The sequence below is a fragment of the Flavobacterium acetivorans genome (assembly GCF_020911885.1).
Lineage (GTDB): Bacteria > Bacteroidota > Bacteroidia > Flavobacteriales > Flavobacteriaceae > Flavobacterium > Flavobacterium acetivorans.
Window position 1 is genome coordinate 2932954 of sequence record NZ_CP087132.1, and the last position, 20637, is coordinate 2953590.

Genomic DNA, 20637 nt, shown 5'->3' on the forward strand with positions numbered 1-20637 from the left:
GGGAACTGGAAATCGTGAATGGTGAGAAGTGAATGGTGAGTGAAATTTTCGGTTTATCCCTTCCCTAAAGGGTGTCGAAAATGAGGAAGTATGTCTTAAAATTACTTGAAAATCGCATTTGTTAGCGGGAAATTCCGGTGAGGTGTTGCCTTCTTAAAAATAAGAATAATCTTCTTTTTACAATGGTATTTTGTTATATTTGGTCGTAATACGACGGGGGCTATTTATAGACTGGCGTTATAAGCAATCATAAAAAAAGAAGAAATGAATTGGGATACATTTTATTATTTAATTTTTGTTCCTATCATCATAATAAATACAATTATTTATTTCGCAAAAAATAATAAAAATCCAAATAAAAAAAATATAGTTCTTAAAAACTATGATTTTACGCAAAAATCTGAAGAGGATAAATTTGTTATTGAATCAGCATTCAACAAAAACCTTGAAAAATTAATGCAAATAACACCGCAAACAATTTATCATTTCAGAAAAATTAATGATGCCGAAGAAAAAGAACTCAAACTTGAATTCTTTTTTTACACTAACAAGGCAAAAAAAGCAGAAAAGCTTGTAGCAGAATTAAAAAAAATAAATTATACTGTAAAACAAAGTGTTAGTGAGAAAGATAATAAGATATTTATTATTACTGGCTGGACAACAAAAATAAAAATGAGTGATGAAATTGTAAAAAAATGGACAAACCAAATGTGCATACTTGGTTATAATTTTGACTGTGAATTTGATTTTTTAGAAACTACTAAATAAAGTACAAAATAACAAAGAATGTAGAAAACGGCAGCTTATAACAGTTAGACTTTCGTTGCGTGTGCAGCACTAACACCCGAGTCCCGATAGAGTTATCGGGACGAACGGACGTAGTAATGAAATGAAATTCACGGCCTCCAAAACAAAATAAAAACCAGCCGTAAAACTGTGTTGAATGGAACCGAGATAGTTACAAAAAAAATTAATTGTAGTTTAAATCATTATATATTTACTTGCTAACTTCAGGAAAACGGTAATTATTTCGAAGTATGATTTTAATATAAAACCATTTTCCTGAGATTAAGAAAATTGTTCAGAAAAACAACAATTTTTAATCCCATCGAATTCGATGGATTTAGAAAGCTAAAATTAAAAGAGTAAGTATGGCTAAGAATAAAAAAATAAATGTACAGGGAAAAGAAATTACAATAATTCAGTCTAACAGTCTGGATTTTATTTCTATAACTGATATGTTAAAAGCAAAAGATGGTGACTTCTTCATTTCTGATTGGTTAAGAAACAGAAATACTATTGAATATTTGGGAATTTGGGAACGAATCCATAATCCGGATTTTAATTATGGCGAATTTGCCATAATTAAAAGTCAGGCAGGATTAAACAACTATAAACTCAGCGTGAAAGAATGGGTTGAAAAAACAAATGCTATTGGTATCAAAGCTACATCAGGCAGATATGGTGGAACTTATGCCCATCAGGATATTGCTTTTGAATTTGGAATGTGGATTAGTGCCGAATTTAAAATTTATTTAGTTAAAGAATTCCAACGTCTTAAAGAAGAAGAAAGTAATACCAAAAAACTCGAATGGAATTTGCAAAGAACCATTTCCAAAATTAATTATAGAATTCATACCGACGCCATTAAAGAAAACTTGATTCCAGAAACAATTGCACCGGCTCAGAGAAATTTTGTCTATGCTGACGAAGCCGATGTCTTGAATACTGCTTTGTTTGGAAAAACGGCTAAGCAATGGCGTGAAGTAAATCCATTACAAAAAGGAAATATCAGAGACGAAGCTTCCATCGAACAATTGGTGGTTCTGTCTAATCTCGAAAGCATCAATGCCATGCTAATTCAACAAGGGATTAGCCAACCCGAAAGATTACAAAAATTAAATTCCCTTGCTATTAGCCAAATGAAATCATTATTCAGCAGCAATTCTTTAAACAAACTCAAGTAAATGCAAACCATCAGCGACTATATGCCATCGGAGGTCGGTTTTAGGGTGTTTCCATCACGAATGCCTATCAAAAAGAGGAATAATTGTTGTTTTAAATACCTTATATTTACTTTCTAATTAACAAAAATCAGTTCGTTTAGAGGTTTTTAGTCCGATAGCTATCGGACTTACTGATGTTAGCGGATACCAGTTGAAAAATAAAATACTTATGAAAGAAGAATTTATAACATTTGAAAAATTTAATGACCAAAATTCAGCAAAAGAATTAGGCGAATTAATAGCTGAACAAAACATTGAATTTTTGTTAGAAGACAATTCTTTGAGTTTCGACCCAACTTTTGCTAACAATGGTTTTGGAAAAGAATATTGCATAAAACTCAAAAAAAGGGATTTTGAAAAAGCCAACAAAATTTTAACTGATAAAGCTGTTAAAGAAATTAATGATATTGATAAAGATTATTATTTGTTGAGTTTTTCTGACTACGAATTAATTGACGTAGTTTCAAAGAGCGATGAATGGAATAAATTTGACGTTTCACTTGCTAAAAAATTGCTTAAAGAAAGAGGCAAAGAAATTACATCCGAAGAAATCGAAAAAATTAAACAACAACGAATTGTAGAATTATCAAAACCTGAAGAAGGCCAAAAAAATTATATAATTTTAGGATATATAACTGCATTTTTGGGCGGATTATTGGGGATTTTTATCGGTTGGCATTTACTAACTTATAAAAAAACGTTACCAAATGGAAACCGAATTTATGCTTATTCAGAAAATGACAGAAAACAGGGAAATCGAATTTTAATAATTGGCGCAATATTTCTTGTATTTTGGCTGACAATTAAAATTCTGAATTAAACCGCATATTCTGGCATCCGCTAACAGCTAAGCTTCGTTGCGTGCGAAGCACGAACGATGATCCCGATAATTATCGGGAGTGTTGAACGGAACCAGAGCTGGTGAATCGTGAAAAGTGATTGGCATTTTCGGTTTACCCCGTCCCTAAAGGAAGCCAAAAATTTAGAGCGTAATTACTTTTAAGGCGCCCTTATAGTTGCCAGACTAGAAAATCCGGGTAAGGATTTGAGCGTTGGCCGGCGGGAGTGCCCCCCGAGTCGAGTGTGAAACACGAGCGGCTGGGGTCGCGATAGGAAAACCGAAACGCAGTGAGGTTCATCGAACACCAATAACAATAAGGGATTAGTGAGATAAATACGTCCGAGATTTTCGGCCCCGATGGCGATCGGGAGCAACTATTCAGGCTTGAAATCGAAGATTCACGAAATCAAAAATTTAAATATTAACCTGAGTATTTTTTTGTTACTTTTTTCATCAAGACAAATCAAAGATTCAGTGAGCACCGCTAAAAAAACAAAAATTAAGCGAGCTAAAAAAGTAAAAGATTGGAATCATCCCCTACTCGTTCTATTATATCAAACCATCCCTTATGGGTTTTACGATAAATGAGTAAGAAGAATTTCAAGAGGCCATTGCGCCTCTTTTTTTTGAAGTAGTTTTTCAGTTGGTTTTAATGTGTTTTTCCTTCACTTTCGGGTATAAGTACCCTTACCCATAAAGTTAGTTTTCACAGGGATTGGTGTTTTGGCTACTGCCAAGATACCAAGCAGGCGGACCGTGCTGGTCGAAAACTGCTATTCGGCCTAAATCATTTTGTTAATTTAAATTATGTATTCACTTATATTGCAAATAATTATTTACTAAATTTGAAAAAACATCATTTACTCTAGAAGAGTAATAACCAAATTAGTACTAATTTTAAAGCTCAATGAAAATAAAAGAAAATCCAAATTCAGATACAGCATATCATTTTGACAATTTTTTTAATATCTCAGCTGATCTGATTTGTATTGCCGGATTTGATGGTTATTTTAAGAGAATAAATGCGGCTGTATCGCAATTATTAGGGTATTCAGATGAAGAATTGTATGCTAGTCCTATAAATACATTCGTTTATGCTCCAGATCTTAAAATCACAATCGAAACGAGAGAACAAGTATATAAAAATAAACCGCTGTTAAATTTTGAAAACAGATACTTAACTAAAACGGGAGAGATTGTATGGTTATCTTGGACATCGATGCCTGTTGAAGATGAAAAATTAGTATATGCAATTGCTAAAAATATTACCCATAAAAAACAAATTGAAGATGAGCGAAATATACTCCTAGCAAATCTAACCAAAATAAATAAAGACCTCAAGCACTTATCTTATACGACTTCGCATGACTTAAAATCACCTGTAAATAATTTGCTATCCATATTTAATCTTATTGATAGTACTAAAATTAATGATAAAGAAACACTTGAATTTTTAGCTGTACTAAAAACAACGACAGAGCGTTTAAGTCAAACTTTAAAAAAATCTGTAGCCGAATTAATTCACAAAGACGAGTTAAATGCTTCTATTGAACCATTAAGTTTAAACGAGAATTTAAATGAAGTAGTACTTTCTATAAACTCCTTAATAATAAATTCAAGAATTAAAATCACCATTGATTTTGACGTAGTTCCTACTATTAATTTCAATAAGGAATACTTGAAAAGTATATTCTTGAACTTAATTACAAATTCAATTAAATATTCAAAACCAAACACTTACCCTTCTATTTCTATTACTTCTAAACGAACAAATGGAAAAAATCAATTAATCTATTCTGATAATGGACTGGGTTTTGATATGGATAATGTGCGAGATAAAATATTTGGTCTACACCAAAAGTTTAACAATCATATTGATAGCAGTGGAGTAGGACTTTATTTAATTTACAATCACATCACTAATTTAGGTGGTCGTATTGAAGTGAAAAGTCAAATAAATGAGGGTGCAGAATTCACAATAACTTTTAAGGACTAAAAAACAAAACAACTTCAAAAAAAGTTGATTAAATTCCCGCTGATACTAATTATTATGTATTGAATTAATTGTGAAAGTGCAACTGATTTGTATCTAAAAAAACGGTGGTGCGGATTTTCAATCCGTGCCCGCAAACAAATTCAATTAAGAAAATAATCCTAATGATACGGAATTGTATTCCCTCGATTCACCGCGGCGGAAAACGGAACCGGAGGTAGTCTTGAAAGAGAAATAATTGTAGTTTAAATCAGCTATATTTACTTTATAATTAACAAAAATCAGTTCGTTTAGAGTTTTTTAGACGTACTGACGTTATGGGCATTTTTACCGAAACCAAGGAAATAACGCATTTTGAGTAATTTCTATCCTAAAAAAATACTCTAAAAGAAGAAATTTAAACAAAAATGAGAAAATATATATTCTATTCATTCATTACAATAACTATAATATTTATTCTGATTCCATTCGTTTTCCTTGAAATATATGAACTAGGTTATTCTATGAAAAAAGTGTTTGATAACATAATGATATTTGGAATTTTATCATTTATCATTTCATTATTTTTTCACGAAAGTATTTTTCGCCCTACAGAAGCAAAAAACAAAATATTCTATATTTTTATAAAAGGATTTAAAATATTATTTGGGACATTTTTTTCATTTATATTTATATGTGGAATAATTTCTGGTTTGTTGTTAAGCATTAACTCATACGTTGGAAAGCAAGAAATTATAAATTTAAAAAGTAAAATTATAAGTACAAATGAAACAACCTCAAAAAACGGGTTAAAGCATTATTACATTACTGTCGAAATCCCAAACGAAAAACGTGATGTAGAACTTAAAGTTAAACGACAATATCTGAAAGGAGAAACGTTTGAAGGACAGATATACAAAGGAAGTCTAAAAATGTACTATAAATAAAAACTGCCCATAATGAGTAGACGGCTCCGCCAGAACCTGACGGAGTGAGCCTCTCTCGCATCCCCTACTCGTTCTAATATGTATGTCAAGCCATCCTCCTATACTCGAAAAACGCATTTGTTGGCGGGAAATTCCGGTGAGCTGTTGCATGTGGACATGCTAACTTAGTGAGCATAGAAAATTAAGAAATAAATCTTAATTTTAGCTTATGAAATAAGTGGGTAAAATTTATCATGAAGCTTTCAAAGAGAAAGCAGTTGAGTTAGGAGCGAACAGTCACCCTATATCGAGCCCGGAGAGCTTCAAATAGTTGAAATTATTGCTCTAGCTAAAGGGATAAAACAGAACTTAGACTTGCAAAGCTTGTTATCGAAAAAGAAGTGATTTAAAAGCTTTAAAAAATTAACAAGCGATTTAATCTATAATAGACTGGTGTTCAGTCTGCATCTCAGTAAAGACTCGGAAGATAAAATTTCAAGAATATGTCAAAAAAATTAGGCTTAGCTGATTAGCCCTTAGATCTAAAATAGTATAGGACCGACTTTTTTAGCAGTTTAAGCAATAGGATCGCTCAAGTGCCCCGAATTTATTTATTAAAAATTCCAGTAGATGAAATAGAGTCATTGAAATTAACAAAGACATTAGTCTAACTTAAATTTATAAATCATGGGACACCATCTTTTATCCATTTCTGAAACCTTTCAACTCCTTGCCACAAAGAAACAAGGGCTGTCTGAGGAAGAAGTGCAAGAACGCCAGAAAGAATATGGTAAAAATGAGCTTGTAGAAAAAAAGAAACCATCATTGTTTGTTTTGTTGTTGTATCAATTTAAAGATGTAATGATCTTTATTTTGCTGATAGCAGCCGTAATATCTTTTGCTGTTGGCGACATCAAAGACACGGTGGTTATTTTGATCATCGTACTGTTAAATGCCATCATTGGCTTTGTACAGGAATACCGGGCAGAGAAAGCCATGTCGGCATTAAAAAAGACGTCATCCCTCCATGCCACCGTTCGCCGGGCTGAAAATATTGTTCAAATTTCTGTTTCCGAATTAGTTCCGGGAGATATTGTAATCCTTGAAGCCGGTATGTTGGTTCCTGCTGATATTCGTCTTAGTGAAAGCTATTCGTTAAAAATTGAAGAAGCATCGCTTACTGGAGAATCTCATGCGATAGAAAAAAATACCGATACAATAACGGTCAAAAATTCTCCGCTTGGCGATCGTTTTAACATGGCTTACAAAACCACGGTGGTGTCCTACGGTCGTGGAGAAGGCATCGTAGTAGCTACGGGAATGAATACCGAAATTGGGCGCATCGCTCAACTGCTTCAGGAAGAGGAAATAAAAACCCCATTGCAAAAACGCTTAGCTGATTTCAGTAAAAAATTGTCATTTGTAGTCATCTTTATTTGTGTTGTTATTTACGGAGCTGGTTTGTTGCGCGGCGAAGATCCAATTAAAATGTTGCTTACCGCCATATCCGTTGCAGTTGCGGCCATTCCCGAAGCATTGCCTGCCGTAATCACCATTGCTTTGTCATTGGGAGCTAAACGGATGTTTGGTCAAAATGCACTCATCCGTAAACTCCCTGCTGTTGAAACGCTGGGCTCTGTTACCTACATCTGTTCCGACAAAACAGGAACAATCACCCAAAATAAAATGACGGTGATGGATGTTTGGATCGCAGCAGATGCACCAGCCGTAAATGCAATTTCAGTAGAGCAATTGTTGTTGCTTTCAATGGAACTGAATCATGATGTCGTTAAAGATGAAAACAACCAGCTCAAAGGCGACCCTACCGAAGTGGCCTTAGTTAGTTATGCCCGCAATAATGAAAAATATGACAAGCAATGGTTGACTCATTTTAAAAGAGTACACGAATTACCTTTTGATTCGGTTCGCAAACTCATGACAACCGCATATCCACTAGAGGGGCAATGGCTGATTGTGACAAAAGGAGCAGTAGAAAATATTCTCAGTATAAGCAAAGAAACAAACAAAGATGAAATAAATAATGTAACCCTAGCTTTTGCACAGCAAGGCAAGCGGGTCTTGGCCTATGCTTTAAAAGTTGTTGCAGTTTTGCCCGAAACCATATCTGCTGACACTATTGAGAACAATATGTCTTTTATAGGGTTGGCTGCTATGATAGACCCTCCCCGTGCTGAAGCCATACAAGCCATTGCCGATTGCCATGCAGCAGGTATTACCCCAGTGATGATTACAGGCGACCATCCCACAACTGCAAAAGCAATTGCTATCAAAACGGGAATTTTAAAACATAAAACCGATAGAGTCATTAGCGGTGCAGCGCTAGCAAATCTTTCGGAGGAAGAGTTTGAAAAAGAAATAGAATACATAAAAGTGTATGCCCGTGTTTCGCCCGAACAAAAACTGAATATTGTAAAAGCCTTGCAAAATAAAAATCAATTTGTAGCCATGACAGGCGATGGAGTGAATGATGCCCCTGCATTGAAGCGGGCCAATATTGGTATTGCAATGGGCATCACCGGAACTGATGTGGCCAAAGAAGCGGCGCACATGATTTTGCTGGACGATAATTTTGCCACCATCATCCGTGCTGTAAAGGAAGGACGTAGGATTTTTGACAATATCCGCAAGTTTATTAAATACACCATGACCAGCAATAGTGGCGAAGTATGGACTATTTTTCTTGCGCCGCTTATCGGCTTACCCATTCCGCTACTACCTATCCATATCCTATGGATAAATCTTGTTACCGATGGTTTGCCTGGACTTGCTTTCGCAACAGAATCTGCAGAAAAGAATATTTTGAATCGGCCGCCACGAAAACCTGATGAAAGCATTTTTGCAGCTGGCATTGGCATTCACATCCTCTGGGTTGGTTTGCTGATGGGGGCAATTTGTATTGGCGTACAGGGTTGGGCAATTCATACAGGCAGTGATAAATGGATGACAATGGTATTTACCGTTTTGAGTATGTCTCAAATGGGACATGCGATGGCGATCCGCAGCGATTGGCAATCCCTTTTTAGACAAGGTATATTCGGGAACAAACAATTGTTTTTTTCAGTACTACTGACATTCGTTTTGCAAATGTCAGTTATTTATATTCCTTTTTTACAAGAGATATTCAGAACGCAAGCACTTACTTTGTTTGAGTTGTTTCTTTGTCTCACTTTCTCAAGTATTGTATTTTGGGCAGTGGAAACTGAAAAATGGGTTAAAAGAAAAAAAGAAAAATCAAGACTAAAAAATGCGGGAGAAAATTAAATATTCCTGCCAGCCATCGGGTTTTCTCCCGAATTGACAGCTATACGTTGACCCCGACAATTATCGGGACTCGGGTGTTCCTACTATGCAAGCATCGAAAATTTAACTGTTAGCGGCTCGTTTTTATTTCTTTGTCGTCTACATATTCCAAAATATCTCCTGGCTGACAATCCAAAACATTGCATATTGTTTCTAAGGTACTAAATCTGATGGCCTTTGCTTTTCCAGTCTTTAATATTGAAAGGTTGGATAAAGTCAAACCGACTTTGTCTGAAAGTTCATTGAGAGACATTTTCCGTTTAGCCATTACAACGTCTAAGTTTACAATAATTGCCATAGCTTAAATGGTTAAGTCATTTTCAGATTTCATCTCAATGGCATTTTGAAAAAGCTTTTCCAAAACTGAGGCAAATACCGACACAACAAAAGGAATACAAGCAAAAAGGAAACCGTAAAGCAACAAACCTGGGGCATCATCTTCTTCTGCAATAGGAAATAGTAAGGGTACAAAACCTATCATTAATAATAAACCCCCAATTAGAGAAGCATACTTTATGCTCCGAAATGCTGTCACGGAAAATTTTGAAAAGCCTAAGTTCCGGTCTATTAACACTAAAAGTTTCCAAGATTGCTGAAGAACAAAAAAGTATGGAATAGTAACGGCATACAGTACTATTACAATTCCCAAAATAGCAGTCGGTGCATAAGGAAATTCAGCCAAGGCACCTTTGTATAAATTCGGCAAAGCAAAAACAGCCAACATCAAAACGATTAACCCCATAAAAACCAAGGTAGTTTTTAACAGCAGATTAGCACTTTTTTCCAACATATCAAGAAGTTTATAAATTAGTATTATCCTGCTAAAATAATAAAAATTTATTGAAAAACGATTAATTTTTATTATTTTAAGCAAATTATATCGTCTTTATGAGTTTAGAAAAACTCTATTTTACCGGATAGCCCAGCGTTTGCTGGTAATTCGAGGTCAGGAGATCATACCAAGGCAAAAACCGTACTTAGCAACACTAAAGCGGATGGAACAATTCATCGCTTTAGCACTAACAGATGGATTCATATTGACAGTATATATTTTTGCGGTGAGATTCCTGTAATACTTTTAAAACTGGTAAAAAAAGGATTATAGGAGGCAAATCCCACCTCTTTTGCCAAGGAATCAATTGTATTTGTTTTTAAATAGTTTGATTCAATTAATAGAATGGAATGCTGAATTCGGATTTTCTTTTTGTAATCTGAAAAGGAGATTTTAGAATGATATTTATACAGATAATTTAAATGGCTATTTGGGATATTTAATTTTAGTGCTAAATCATTCATTGAAAATTTCGAGTCTTTAAACAATTCAAATTCTACAGCAATTTTCTCGATTTCACTAATATAGCGTTCAATATTTGGATCAATTTTCTCTTTTAGTTTGCTATCTTGAAGGTTTTTTTGGTCTTTGTTGGATTCCATAATCCAATCAGTATCTAATGGTAAATTGAAGGTAGCGGATTCTTTTATGGGAGTATTAAAAATAGTATATCCATAAAGTATTTCCGGCGAAATTAAAACTTTAAAAAAGGTCAATATCCATACTATCGCACCAAGCCACTGAAAACGTTCGCCAGCAACAAAACCCTGACGATTGTCTTCTAAAAAGAGAGTCATAAAAAGTTTGATCGAATTCAGTAGTAGGATGATAAACAAAAAAAGAGTCCATTTTTTAATTAAGCTAGCGTATTTAGCATTAATTATGGGGCTGTCTTTTTGGTTCCAAACATTCTTATTCAAGAGGTAATAAGCCAGAAAACAATAGCTTATATTATACAGAAATAATACGAAAAAGGTAGAGAAATAAAAAAAAGCAGGAAGTTCATCATTTGCACTGACGATGGATATATTTAGGGCCAAAAATACAATCGGAAAAACAAAATGGACAAGATCTTTCTTTATAAATAACTTCTGATTGGCAATTAAATTTTTAAAATACAAATAATAACTGGGGATGATCAGTATTAGAAACTTGTTGTAATTAATATAATATTCTTTTAAAAAACCTAAATAACCAAAGGAGAAAAATCCGTTTAATAAAAAACGAATTGAAATTAAAACAAAAATCAGAGTTAAATAAAAATTCATCATTCTATTTACCCTGTAGTTTGATAGCGTAATGATTACGGTTAAAATACCAAATAAGCCGGTAATGATGAAAAGTAAGTTTACAATCAAAATTTATATTTTTTGAAATGAAATTAAAAAGCAATTTTTATTCCAATTGCCAGAATGCAAAAATATAAATATATCGAGTAGTAATTCCATCTTTTGGGTAACAAAAAAATTAAAAATTAACTAATTTGTTTTTAAATCGACAGTAACAGCATCTCTTTTTTTATTCCTAAACTGTTTTTTATTTCAGAATTTTCGTGCTTAAAAAGTTACTAAAAACTAAAAAACTCTTACTATTTTTCTTTATTTGTGCATTTCATCGGATTTATGTTGCTAAACATCGATTTTTTTGTTTTACTATTGCTCAAAATTAAATTCGCATGAAGTATTTACTTTTGTTGTTCAGTATCACTTTTCAAGGGCAAGTCCTGCACCATCAAATGCTTTCTTCTCAAGGACTGTCAACTAAAACAGTTGATGGTTTGATCATAAAACAAACCATTGGTCAGCAAAGTTTGGCAGGGACTGCTACCCATAAAGATTATGTTGTTATGCAAGGATTTCAGCAAGGTCTGTGGGGCAAATATATTGCTTCCAACGCTATAGCTACAATCGAGGGCATTAAAATCACAAGCTACCCCAACCCCTTTATTACAAGCATTAATTTTCAATTTTCAAAACCGCTTATGGATGTTATATCCATTTCAATTTTTGATATCATGGGACGCTTGATTTACGAACAAAAGAAAAAATCGAACAATACTATTCTGACTATTGATTTGGCATCACTACCCACTTCCGAATATTTAGTCCGATTGAATGCCACTAACCTCAACTACTATACAAAAATTATTAAACGATGATAAAAAACTACCTACTAATTGCCTTTTTAATCACGTCTTTCCAATTGTTTTCTCAAGAAGCCTATTTTTTGGCCGGGAGTAATTTTACCAAATATGTTTTCAAAAGTTCAAATGGAACTATGGCCACACCACTTCAAAGCGGTACTGGTTCAAGCTATGAAATGGGATTTTCTACACCAACGAAAACAGAAAAATTTTATTACAACATAGCCCTAACATTAAACGAGTACAACGCTGTGGCGGGTTCTCAGTTTGAAAGTTATAGATGGGACACCAAATATATAGGAGTTCAAAATGCGGCAACTTATAATTTCGATGTTTTCAATGATTTTCAATTGACTTTAAAAGGAGGAGTTACTCTTTCGACAATTATTTACGGCAAGCAAAATAGCAATGGAGCTATTTATGATTTAATGAGGCAAGCTGAATTTTCAGGAATAGTACTTTCGCCCTTCGTTGGGGTTCAAACACGTTATAAAGTAAATGATTTGGGCTATTTAAGTCTTGGGTACGCTTTTTCACAAAGTCTAAAACCATTTAACACTTTCCCAGAAAAACTATCCTTTAATACGAATCAAATTCTATTCGGTATTCATTTTGCAATTAATAAAAAATAATTATGAAAAAGATAACTTTACTTTTATTCTTATTTGTTTCATCGGTAATTTATTCTCAGAAAAACGGCATCAGCTATCAGGCCATTATTTTTAATCCAAATGGAGGGAAAGTTCCCGGGATAAATAACAGCAATGAACCTTTGGCCAATAAAAACATCTGTTTGCAATTCACCATTATTGATAGTGACACCAGAACCGAATACCAGGAAACCATAAATACAACGACAGATGCATTTGGGATGGTAAATACCATTATAGGTTCGGGAAATCAATCGGCCGGTTATGCTGCATCATTTTCAAATATATACTGGACGTCTGATCAAAAAAGTTTGAAAGTAGCATTGGATATCAATGGAAAATGCGCCACTTTTGTAGAAATCAGCAACCAGATTTTCACTTCGGTTCCTTCTGCTTTTTCTGCACAAAACGCTGAAAACGTTACTGGCGTGGTATCCATTGAAAGCGGTGGTACAAATGCTGTTACCGTTTTGGGAGCTAAGACTAATTTGGCTCTTGAAAAGGTCGATAACACCAGTGATTTGAGTAAACCAATTAGTACGGCCACCCAAATAATATTAAATCTAAAAGAAGATTCCGCTAACAAAAGTACAGATCTTACTATAGATGCTAATTCGAATGTTAAATATCCAACGGTACAAGCAGTTAAAACTTATATTGACGCAAACACATCAACAGGATCGGCAGGACTGGCTGCAGAAACAGCAAGAGCTTCAGCAGCAGAATTAGCCAATGCCAATGCGATAGCTTCAAATACTATAGCAATTACTGCCAATGCCAACGCAATTGCGGCAGAAGCAACAACAGCCAGAGCGGCAGAATTAGCCAATGCCAATGCGATAGCTTCAAATACTACAGCAATTATTACAAATACAAACGCAATTGCGACAGAAGCCATAACAGCGAGAGCAGCAGAATTAGCCAATGCCAATGCAATAGCTTCAAACACTACAGCAATAACAGCAGAAGCAATAACAGCCAGAGCGGCAGAATTAGCTTTAACGAATAATTTGGCAACAGAAGCCACAACGGCAAGAGCAGCGGAATTAGCCAATGCCAATTCAATAGCCACAAATACTACAGCAATAACTACAAATGCAAACGCAATTGCGGCAGAAGCGGCAACAGCCAGAGCGGCAGAATTGGCCAATGCCAATGCGATAGCCACAAATACTACTGCAATTATTATAAATGCAAACGCAATTTCGGCAGAAGCGGCAACAGCCAGAGCGGCAGAATTAGCTTTAACGAATAATTTGGCAACAGAAGCTACAACGGCAAGAGCAGCGGAATTGGCCAATGCAGATGCTATTAGTTCGGAAACTTCAAGAGCCACTGCAGCCGAAGGTGTTTTGACCACAAGCATCGCAAATGAAGCCGGCACAAGAGCCACAGCAGACGCTAGTTTGACAACCCAATTGACCGCAGAAGCAGCAACAGCGAGAGCAGCAGAATTGGCCAACGCCAATGCGATAGCCACAAATACTACAGCAATTACTGCAAATACCAACGCAATTGCAGCAGAAGCAATAACAGCCAGAGCGGCAGAATTAACCAACGCCAATGCGATAGCTGCAAATACTACAGCAATAACTACAAATGCAAACGCAATTGCGACAGAAGCGGCAACAGCCAGAGCGGCAGAATTAACCAACGCCAATGCGATAGCTGCAAATACTACAGCCATAACTACAAATGAAAACGCAATTACGGCAGAAGCGGCAACAGCCAGAGCAGCAGAATTGGCCAATGCCACAGCAATCACTGCGGAGACAACTAGAGCCACTGCAGCCGAAGGCCTTTTGAACACAAGTATTGCTACAGAAACAACAAACCGTACCAATGCAGACAACTCTTTGTCTACCAATTTGGCAACGGAAGTGACCAATAGAACCAATGCCGATGTGTTAAAAGAAGATTTAGTGAATAAAAGTACTGATGTGACAACTGATGGAGCCTCAGATATCAAATATCCAAGTGTGAAATCGGTGAAAACTTATGTTGATAATGCCAATGCAACCAATGCCAATTTAACGGGACCTATAACAAGTGTTGGAAATACTACCTCAGTAGCTTCCCAAACGGGGACAGGTTCAAAATTTGTAATGGATACGGCAGCAACATTGGTGACTCCGGTTTTGGGTGTCGCTACAGCAACGAGTGTCAACGGAACAGCGATTCCTACATCAAAAACATTGGTGGTAACGACTGATAAATTAAACGCATTGGCGGCTACTACTTCGGCAGAACTAGCCGGAATCATTTCAGACGAAACCGGAACGGGAACTGTCATTTTATCGGACTCTCCAATCTTTACGGGAACGCCATCTTTACCAACAGGAACAATTGGCGTGACACAAACAGCAGGAAATAATACCACGGCTGTGGCAACTACGGCTTTTGTAAAAACAGCAATTTCTAATGCCATTATAGAAGTTAGCGATGAATTTACGGCAACTGCATCACAAACGGCTTTTACTCTAACCCAAGCTCCATCATCAAATAGTAAGGTTAAAATGTATGTAAATGGAATTAGAATTAGCAATACTGCTTATTCTGTATCTGAAACAACTTTAACATATAATCCAGTTAATAATGGTAATTATAGTTTAACAGCAGGAGATAGAATTCAAATTGATTTTTATTATTAAACTAACAATGTTTTAAAGAATCAAATAGATGAATAGATTTAATTTGACGTTTATGGTAGATAAATTTTCCAATCACATTAATTGTTTGTTGCTAATTTTAATAACCTTTATTTACTCAGGAAATGCACAAACACCAGCTGGTTTTAATCTTGTAGCTTATGAGGGATTTGACTATACTAGCAATTCATCATTATTGAATGCCAGTGGAGGCACAGGTTGGACTACTAATTGGATAAAGACTTATGATAATAAATATTTAAAAACCTCAACAACTGGATTTACTTATTCAGGCTTGACCACAACCGGGCTTAAGGCAGTATTTGACGGTACTTGTTATGGCACTTGTACAACAGTTATTGCTGCTTTAAAAAGATCATTTCCGTTGCAAAATCAAGGGGTTGTTTATTTTCAATTTATGTCGATTTTTGAAGCTTCTCCAGGAGGAGGAACTCCTACCATCAGACTTTTTAATGGAGCAACACCAACTGGCGGTATTGGATCGACTAGTGGTTCAAATATGTCTATTTTAGCGGCTTCTCTTGCTAATTTGAGTTCTTCTTCAGGAAGTTTGAGTGCACAAAATTTGGTAGTGGTTCGTATAGACTATAACTTGAATAAAACAGAAATGTGGATTAATCCGGACTTATCCACTTTTAATTATTTGAATCCAACGAGTCCATCTGCAACAGCAACTGGTTTTGCTCCAGCAATGGATCGATTTGATATTTTTATTAGATCGGGTAGTATTGATGAAATTGCCATTTTTAAACAAATTCCAACAGTAGATAAATATGGAAAAATAGAGGCAAATATTCCTAAATCCATAAATAAAAATGGGATTGTAGGTTATGGAAATGGATTGACCCAAAACGGAAAAGTAATTTCGCCGGTAAAGAATGGATTGACAGCAATAACAGCAGCAACAAGCGCTTATCAAATCAAACAAGACTATCCATCGTCTCCGGATGGATTGTATTGGATAAGCAACTCTAATATTAATGGAGGAATTCCTTTTCAGATTTATGCCGACATGACTACCGATGGAGGAGGATGGACATTGATTATGTGTAATGCAAGCACTGCTGGATGGGATTATAGCAATGCTATTTCATTAAACACTTCTTCTCCCAGTATTACTTCCAATTATTCTATTATTGGTTGGGCTGACTATATTAAAAAAAGCAGTAGTGGTTTTCAATACATGATTGATGCAACTACTAGAATGAGTTTTGGGGGTATTTGGACGGCTAATGGAAATTATAGTTTTGTAAAAACAGATAATTCTCAAACAAATATAACACTTAACACAAAATTCGGAACTTGGAATTATGTCAGTAATGATGGTATTAGTGAAAGAATGCCGTGGCATCAAAACGATTGCGGAACCATAACTACAGATGATGGAGGAGGAAATTGGTGGGGTACATTGATTTCTACGTGTAACGGTTGGAATCCAACTCCTTGGATAGATAATGCAGGTGGTGGAGTAAGTAATCCAAATCCAGACATCATTTGGTATTGGGTACGATAACCCTACATTTTTTAATAATTTTCGGTTAAATAACTGAGGTAATAGCTACAAACTATTGTTTTTCAACAGCTTGATTTTTAAATTGATGTATTGCAATTGAAGATTGTTTTTTAAGCCATCGTATTCGGCTTTCAGCAATTGATTTTTTACAGCCGAAAAAACGATGGCTTCTACTCTACCGCTTGCAAATTTTGCTTGCATGGTGGTAAAGGAAGCTTTGGCATACTTTTGTCGGTTGTTTAATTTCTGTTGCAATTGCAAACAATTCTTTTTATTTTGTTCCTCTAATACCAATTGTTTATCCAACTCTTGTTTTACTTGTTCTGTAACTAATTTGGCTTTTTCGCTTTCTATTTTTGATGCCATTATTCGCTTGTTATTCCTAAATCCGTTAAAAATAGGAATCGCTAGTTGCATGCCTAGTTGCTGGCTTTTATTATCGGATAATTGATTCGAAAATGAATCTGTAAAACCATTTGCATTCTTAATGTTTTTATAATAAAAAGTGGAATAGCCATAATAGGCCGTAAGCACGGGTAAATTAGTTGCCCTGGATGCAGCAATGCTTTTCAGGCTATTTTGATACTGAAATTCAGCACGTTTTATTTTTGGGTTATAAGTTGTGTTTTCCACCAAATCGGAAGCATTTTCATTGAAATAAATCTCCAGAACAACCGTGTCGGTTTCGATATCAGTCGCATTCATCAACTGAAACAATTGCTTTTTTTGAATACCGTATACTTGTTGTGTTGCTATATAGCTGTTTTCTTCTTCAGAATAGCTCAATTGCATGTCGTACAAATCACTTTGGGCTTTGCTTCCAATAGCCACTTCCTTAGTAATTCGATCTAAATTGAAAGCCGCTTGCTGCAATTGTTCTTTCTGAATTTTTAATAATTCCTGGGTATAAAGCGCTTGATAATAACTCTCTAAAAGCTGTAGTTTGTATTCGTTTTCAACCACTTCTTTTTCAGCTTTAGCGAGTTCAATACTAATTTTATCTTTTTTCGCATTGGCAAAAGCGCTAAAATCAATCAGATTGGTTTTGGCATTCAAAAAGAAATTATCGTTTTGAATATTCGAACTTACTCTACCGTTAGTCGAAGGATCGATGGTAGAACCAAAATTGTAGCTCTGTTCCCCATACAAATTAACCGAAGGCAGCATTCGGTTTAAAACCGAGTTTTGTGATTGCTGAGTTCTTTTTATTTCAAGTGTTTTTATTTTAATTTCGATATTATTCTGCAATGCCAGATCCATGCATTTAGTAAGCGACCAAGGATTTCCTTGGCCATTTACTAAAGCAAAAAATAAAAAAAAGGCAAACGTTATGATTCGTTTTTTATTCATATTTCAAATATTTTAAAACATCAACTCTTGTTGCCTGATACGCTCGTGAAAGCACAATTAGCAACGTTAATGCCAGCAAACCAATAAACCCAATTAAGAAAGGATAAATAGCTATCTCAATTCTGAAAGCGAAGTTCTCCAACCATCTATTCAATAAATAATAGACCGGAATTACCGCAATCAAAAATCCAATTATGCAATACAAAATGTACTGTTTAGAGAGCTCTTTCAGTAAAATATTGGTTTCGGCACCCAGCGTCTTTCTGATGGCAATTTCTTTCATGCGCCTTTGAATTGAATAGGAAGCCAAAGCAAATAACCCAAAAAGAGCAATCAAAATCACCACAACATTCAGTAGCGAAAAGAGATTTTTCTGTTTCACATACGTTTCATAGGTTCTGGCATATTGCTTGTCCACAAAATCGTATTTAAATGGATATTCAGTATCTACAGTTGCCCATAATTTTTCGATATCTGATAGTGTGTTTTCCATGTTATCCGACTTCAATTTTACGTAAACATGACTTATTTCGCCCGCCATATCCAAGGTTTTTAAATGATAAAAGGTCATTGGCGGAACATTTACTTCCGGACTTAGTAAATTAAAATCTTTTACAACACCGATAATCTTTAATTTCTGATTTCTCATTACAACTTCTTGGCCAATTGGATCTTTTATATTCATTAGCTTTTGAGCAGTTTCATTTATCAGAACAGAATTAAGTGTATCTGAGGCCAATTGTTTACTAAAACCTCTTCCTTTTACCATTTTTATGTTCATCAATTCCAGCATTCCAAAATCAATTCCAACATTTTTTTCTTTAAACAAAACATCATTATATAAAATAGGGGTTAATGAACTGTCCTGTCCATCAAAAGAAATATTTCCTGTTGAAACATTCTCGACTCCTTTTATTTTAGAAAGCTTTTCTTTGATAGTTGTGTATTTGTTGTAGATATGCTGCCCAACATCTTCTGTTTCATAATCTGATTTCGAAAAATTCAAACTAATATCAATTACCTGATGGGCTTTGAAACCTAAATCTTTATTGCTTAAATATTTCACCTGCTGAAAAACAATATTAGACCCAATTATAAAAAATGTTGCAATAGAGAACTGGAAAATCAACATGCCATTGCGTAGCCAAAGTCCAGTTTTACTTCTGCTGAAATTCCCTTTCAAAACTTTTAATGTTTCGAAATTTGAAACATAAACTGCCGGGAATACTCCTGCAAGTATCACCGTAATGATAAAAATAAGAATCAACTGCATATAAAACTGACTGCCGGTAACGATTAAGTTTTTATTTAAAAATTCATTGTAATACGGCAAAGTCAACTCGACAACCACTAAAGCCAACAAGATAGAAAAGGAACTCATTAAAATGGTTTCAAAAATAAATTGCCTGATAATATTGCCCTTAGAAGCACCAACAATTTTACGGATACCTATTTCTTTGGCTCGTTTTATGGCATTGGCTGTAGCTAAATTAATGTAATTGACAATGGACAAAATGAGAATCAAAACTGATAATCCCACCATAATTAGCAAAAATTGATAATTGCCTCTTCCTTCAGGATAAGCATCTGTGACAGAATGCAGTCGGGCTGTGGACAGCGGTTCCATAAAGACCGTAAAATGGCCTATTTTCTTTTCCATTTCCTTGAGCGAAAAGCCTGCTTGTTTTGCACTCGGGACAATAACTTCGTTATAATATGCTTTTTCTAGCAACAATCTGGTGGCTTCCGCTTTTGATGGATCTTTCAGTTTTAATAAAAGTTTTAGCGCAAAAAGACCCTGTTGGTTTTCGGGATTCGTTAAATCTTTCAATCTATTAACTACAATATCTGGTGCTATGGACGAATTTCCTTGTATGCGGTAAACCGCGCGAACAACACTCATAGCATCCAAGTAATTTAGCTGTTTGCCAATTGGGTTTTCGTCTCCAAAAACTCTTTGGGCAAGTTCTTCAGAAATAGCAATATTGGTTTCATCTGTCACAGCCGAAACAGCATTCCCTTTTATGATTTTAAAAGGAAAGAGAGAAAAGAAATCACTTTCTGCATTAATAATTTTATCTACTGCTTCTTTCTTTCCATTATAAATAATTTTGCCTTTTTGATACCAATTCTCGGCAAAAACAATCTTTTCGACATTAGGATCTTTATCGAGATAGGTTTTCAATCGTGCCGAATGTTCTGCCATCACAGGCATATCGGTCAATTGAACCAAAACCTGATAGACTTTCTCTTTTTCAGGATTCCAGTCATTATAACTCTGTTCGTCGTTCCAATACAGCAAAGCAAAAATCAATCCTGCAATTCCAATTGATAATCCTACAACATTCAAAGCCGTAAAAAGCTTGTTGTTTTTGATATGGTAAATAAATATGTTAGTCCAATTTTTTATCATT

The 20637-nt window shown here is 34.9% G+C and carries 15 protein-coding genes; 10 read left to right on the top strand and 5 right to left on the bottom strand.

The window, feature by feature from the left end; translation table 11 throughout:
- The first annotated feature begins 264 nt into the window (after positions 1-264).
- The 6 genes from LNP19_RS12690 (at position 265) to LNP19_RS12715 (ending at position 9027) form a co-directional block, all read left to right on the top strand.
- Complete coding sequence (locus LNP19_RS12690; RefSeq protein WP_230062284.1) at positions 265-768, top strand: ribonuclease E inhibitor RraB; 504 nt, start codon at positions 265-267, stop codon at positions 766-768.
- A gap of 383 nt (positions 769-1151) precedes the next feature.
- Complete coding sequence (locus tag LNP19_RS12695; protein ID WP_230062285.1) at positions 1152-1967, top strand: KilA-N domain-containing protein; 816 nt, start codon at positions 1152-1154, stop codon at positions 1965-1967.
- A gap of 208 nt (positions 1968-2175) precedes the next feature.
- Complete coding sequence (locus LNP19_RS12700; protein ID WP_230062286.1) at positions 2176-2826, top strand: hypothetical protein; 651 nt, start codon at positions 2176-2178, stop codon at positions 2824-2826.
- Positions 2827-3754: 928 nt separating this feature from the next.
- On the top strand, positions 3755-4843 hold the full coding sequence (locus tag LNP19_RS12705; protein WP_230062287.1) for a PAS domain-containing sensor histidine kinase: 1089 nt from the start codon (positions 3755-3757) through the stop codon (positions 4841-4843).
- A 404-nt stretch (positions 4844-5247) separates the two neighbouring features.
- Positions 5248-5766, top strand: coding sequence for a hypothetical protein (locus LNP19_RS12710; RefSeq protein WP_230062288.1), 519 nt, complete (start codon positions 5248-5250; stop codon positions 5764-5766).
- A gap of 666 nt (positions 5767-6432) precedes the next feature.
- Positions 6433-9027, top strand: coding sequence for a cation-translocating P-type ATPase (locus LNP19_RS12715; protein ID WP_230062289.1), 2595 nt, complete (start codon positions 6433-6435; stop codon positions 9025-9027).
- A 109-nt stretch (positions 9028-9136) separates the two neighbouring features.
- Here the strand turns inward: LNP19_RS12715 and LNP19_RS12720 are convergent, their stop codons facing one another.
- The 3 genes from LNP19_RS12720 to LNP19_RS12730 form a co-directional block, all read right to left on the bottom strand.
- The gene (locus LNP19_RS12720; RefSeq protein ID WP_230062290.1) at positions 9137-9364 is read right to left on the bottom strand and encodes a helix-turn-helix domain-containing protein; all 228 of its coding nucleotides are present in this window, start codon (positions 9362-9364) and stop codon (positions 9137-9139) included.
- 3 nt (positions 9365-9367) lie between these two features.
- Entirely contained in the window at positions 9368-9856 is a 489-nt protein-coding gene (locus LNP19_RS12725) for a DUF2975 domain-containing protein (RefSeq protein ID WP_230062291.1), read from the bottom strand.
- Between the two features lie 242 nt (positions 9857-10098).
- Positions 10099-10695, bottom strand: coding sequence for a helix-turn-helix domain-containing protein (locus LNP19_RS12730; RefSeq protein ID WP_230062292.1), 597 nt, complete (start codon positions 10693-10695; stop codon positions 10099-10101).
- Positions 10696-11573: 878 nt separating this feature from the next.
- On the opposite strand from LNP19_RS12730, the gene LNP19_RS12735 reads away from it, so the two are divergent.
- From LNP19_RS12735 to LNP19_RS12750, 4 genes are read left to right on the top strand one after another with little or no spacing between them, the layout of a single operon-like run.
- Positions 11574-12056, top strand: a complete 483-nt coding sequence (locus LNP19_RS12735; RefSeq protein WP_230062293.1) for a T9SS type A sorting domain-containing protein — start codon at positions 11574-11576, stop codon at positions 12054-12056.
- Positions 12053-12673 carry a hypothetical protein gene (locus tag LNP19_RS12740; protein WP_230062294.1) on the top strand — a complete coding sequence of 207 codons (621 nt, stop codon included), beginning with the start codon at positions 12053-12055 and terminating at the stop codon, positions 12671-12673. Before LNP19_RS12735 ends, LNP19_RS12740 begins: the two co-directional genes overlap by 4 nt.
- Positions 12674-12675: 2 nt before the next feature.
- The gene (locus LNP19_RS12745; protein ID WP_230062295.1) at positions 12676-15342 is read left to right on the top strand and encodes a beta strand repeat-containing protein; all 2667 of its coding nucleotides are present in this window, start codon (positions 12676-12678) and stop codon (positions 15340-15342) included.
- A 28-nt stretch (positions 15343-15370) separates the two neighbouring features.
- Complete coding sequence (locus LNP19_RS12750; protein WP_230062296.1) at positions 15371-16873, top strand: fibrinogen-like YCDxxxxGGGW domain-containing protein; 1503 nt, start codon at positions 15371-15373, stop codon at positions 16871-16873.
- A 45-nt stretch (positions 16874-16918) separates the two neighbouring features.
- On the opposite strand, the gene LNP19_RS12755 is transcribed toward LNP19_RS12750, so the two are convergent.
- Positions 16919-18223 (bottom strand): TolC family protein, encoded by a 1305-nt coding sequence (locus LNP19_RS12755; protein WP_230062297.1) that lies wholly within the window; start codon positions 18221-18223, stop codon positions 16919-16921.
- The gene (locus LNP19_RS12760; protein WP_230062298.1) at positions 18216-20636 is read right to left on the bottom strand and encodes an ABC transporter permease; all 2421 of its coding nucleotides are present in this window, start codon (positions 20634-20636) and stop codon (positions 18216-18218) included. Before LNP19_RS12760 ends, LNP19_RS12755 begins: the two co-directional genes overlap by 8 nt.
- Between the last annotated feature and the right edge of the window lies 1 nt (position 20637).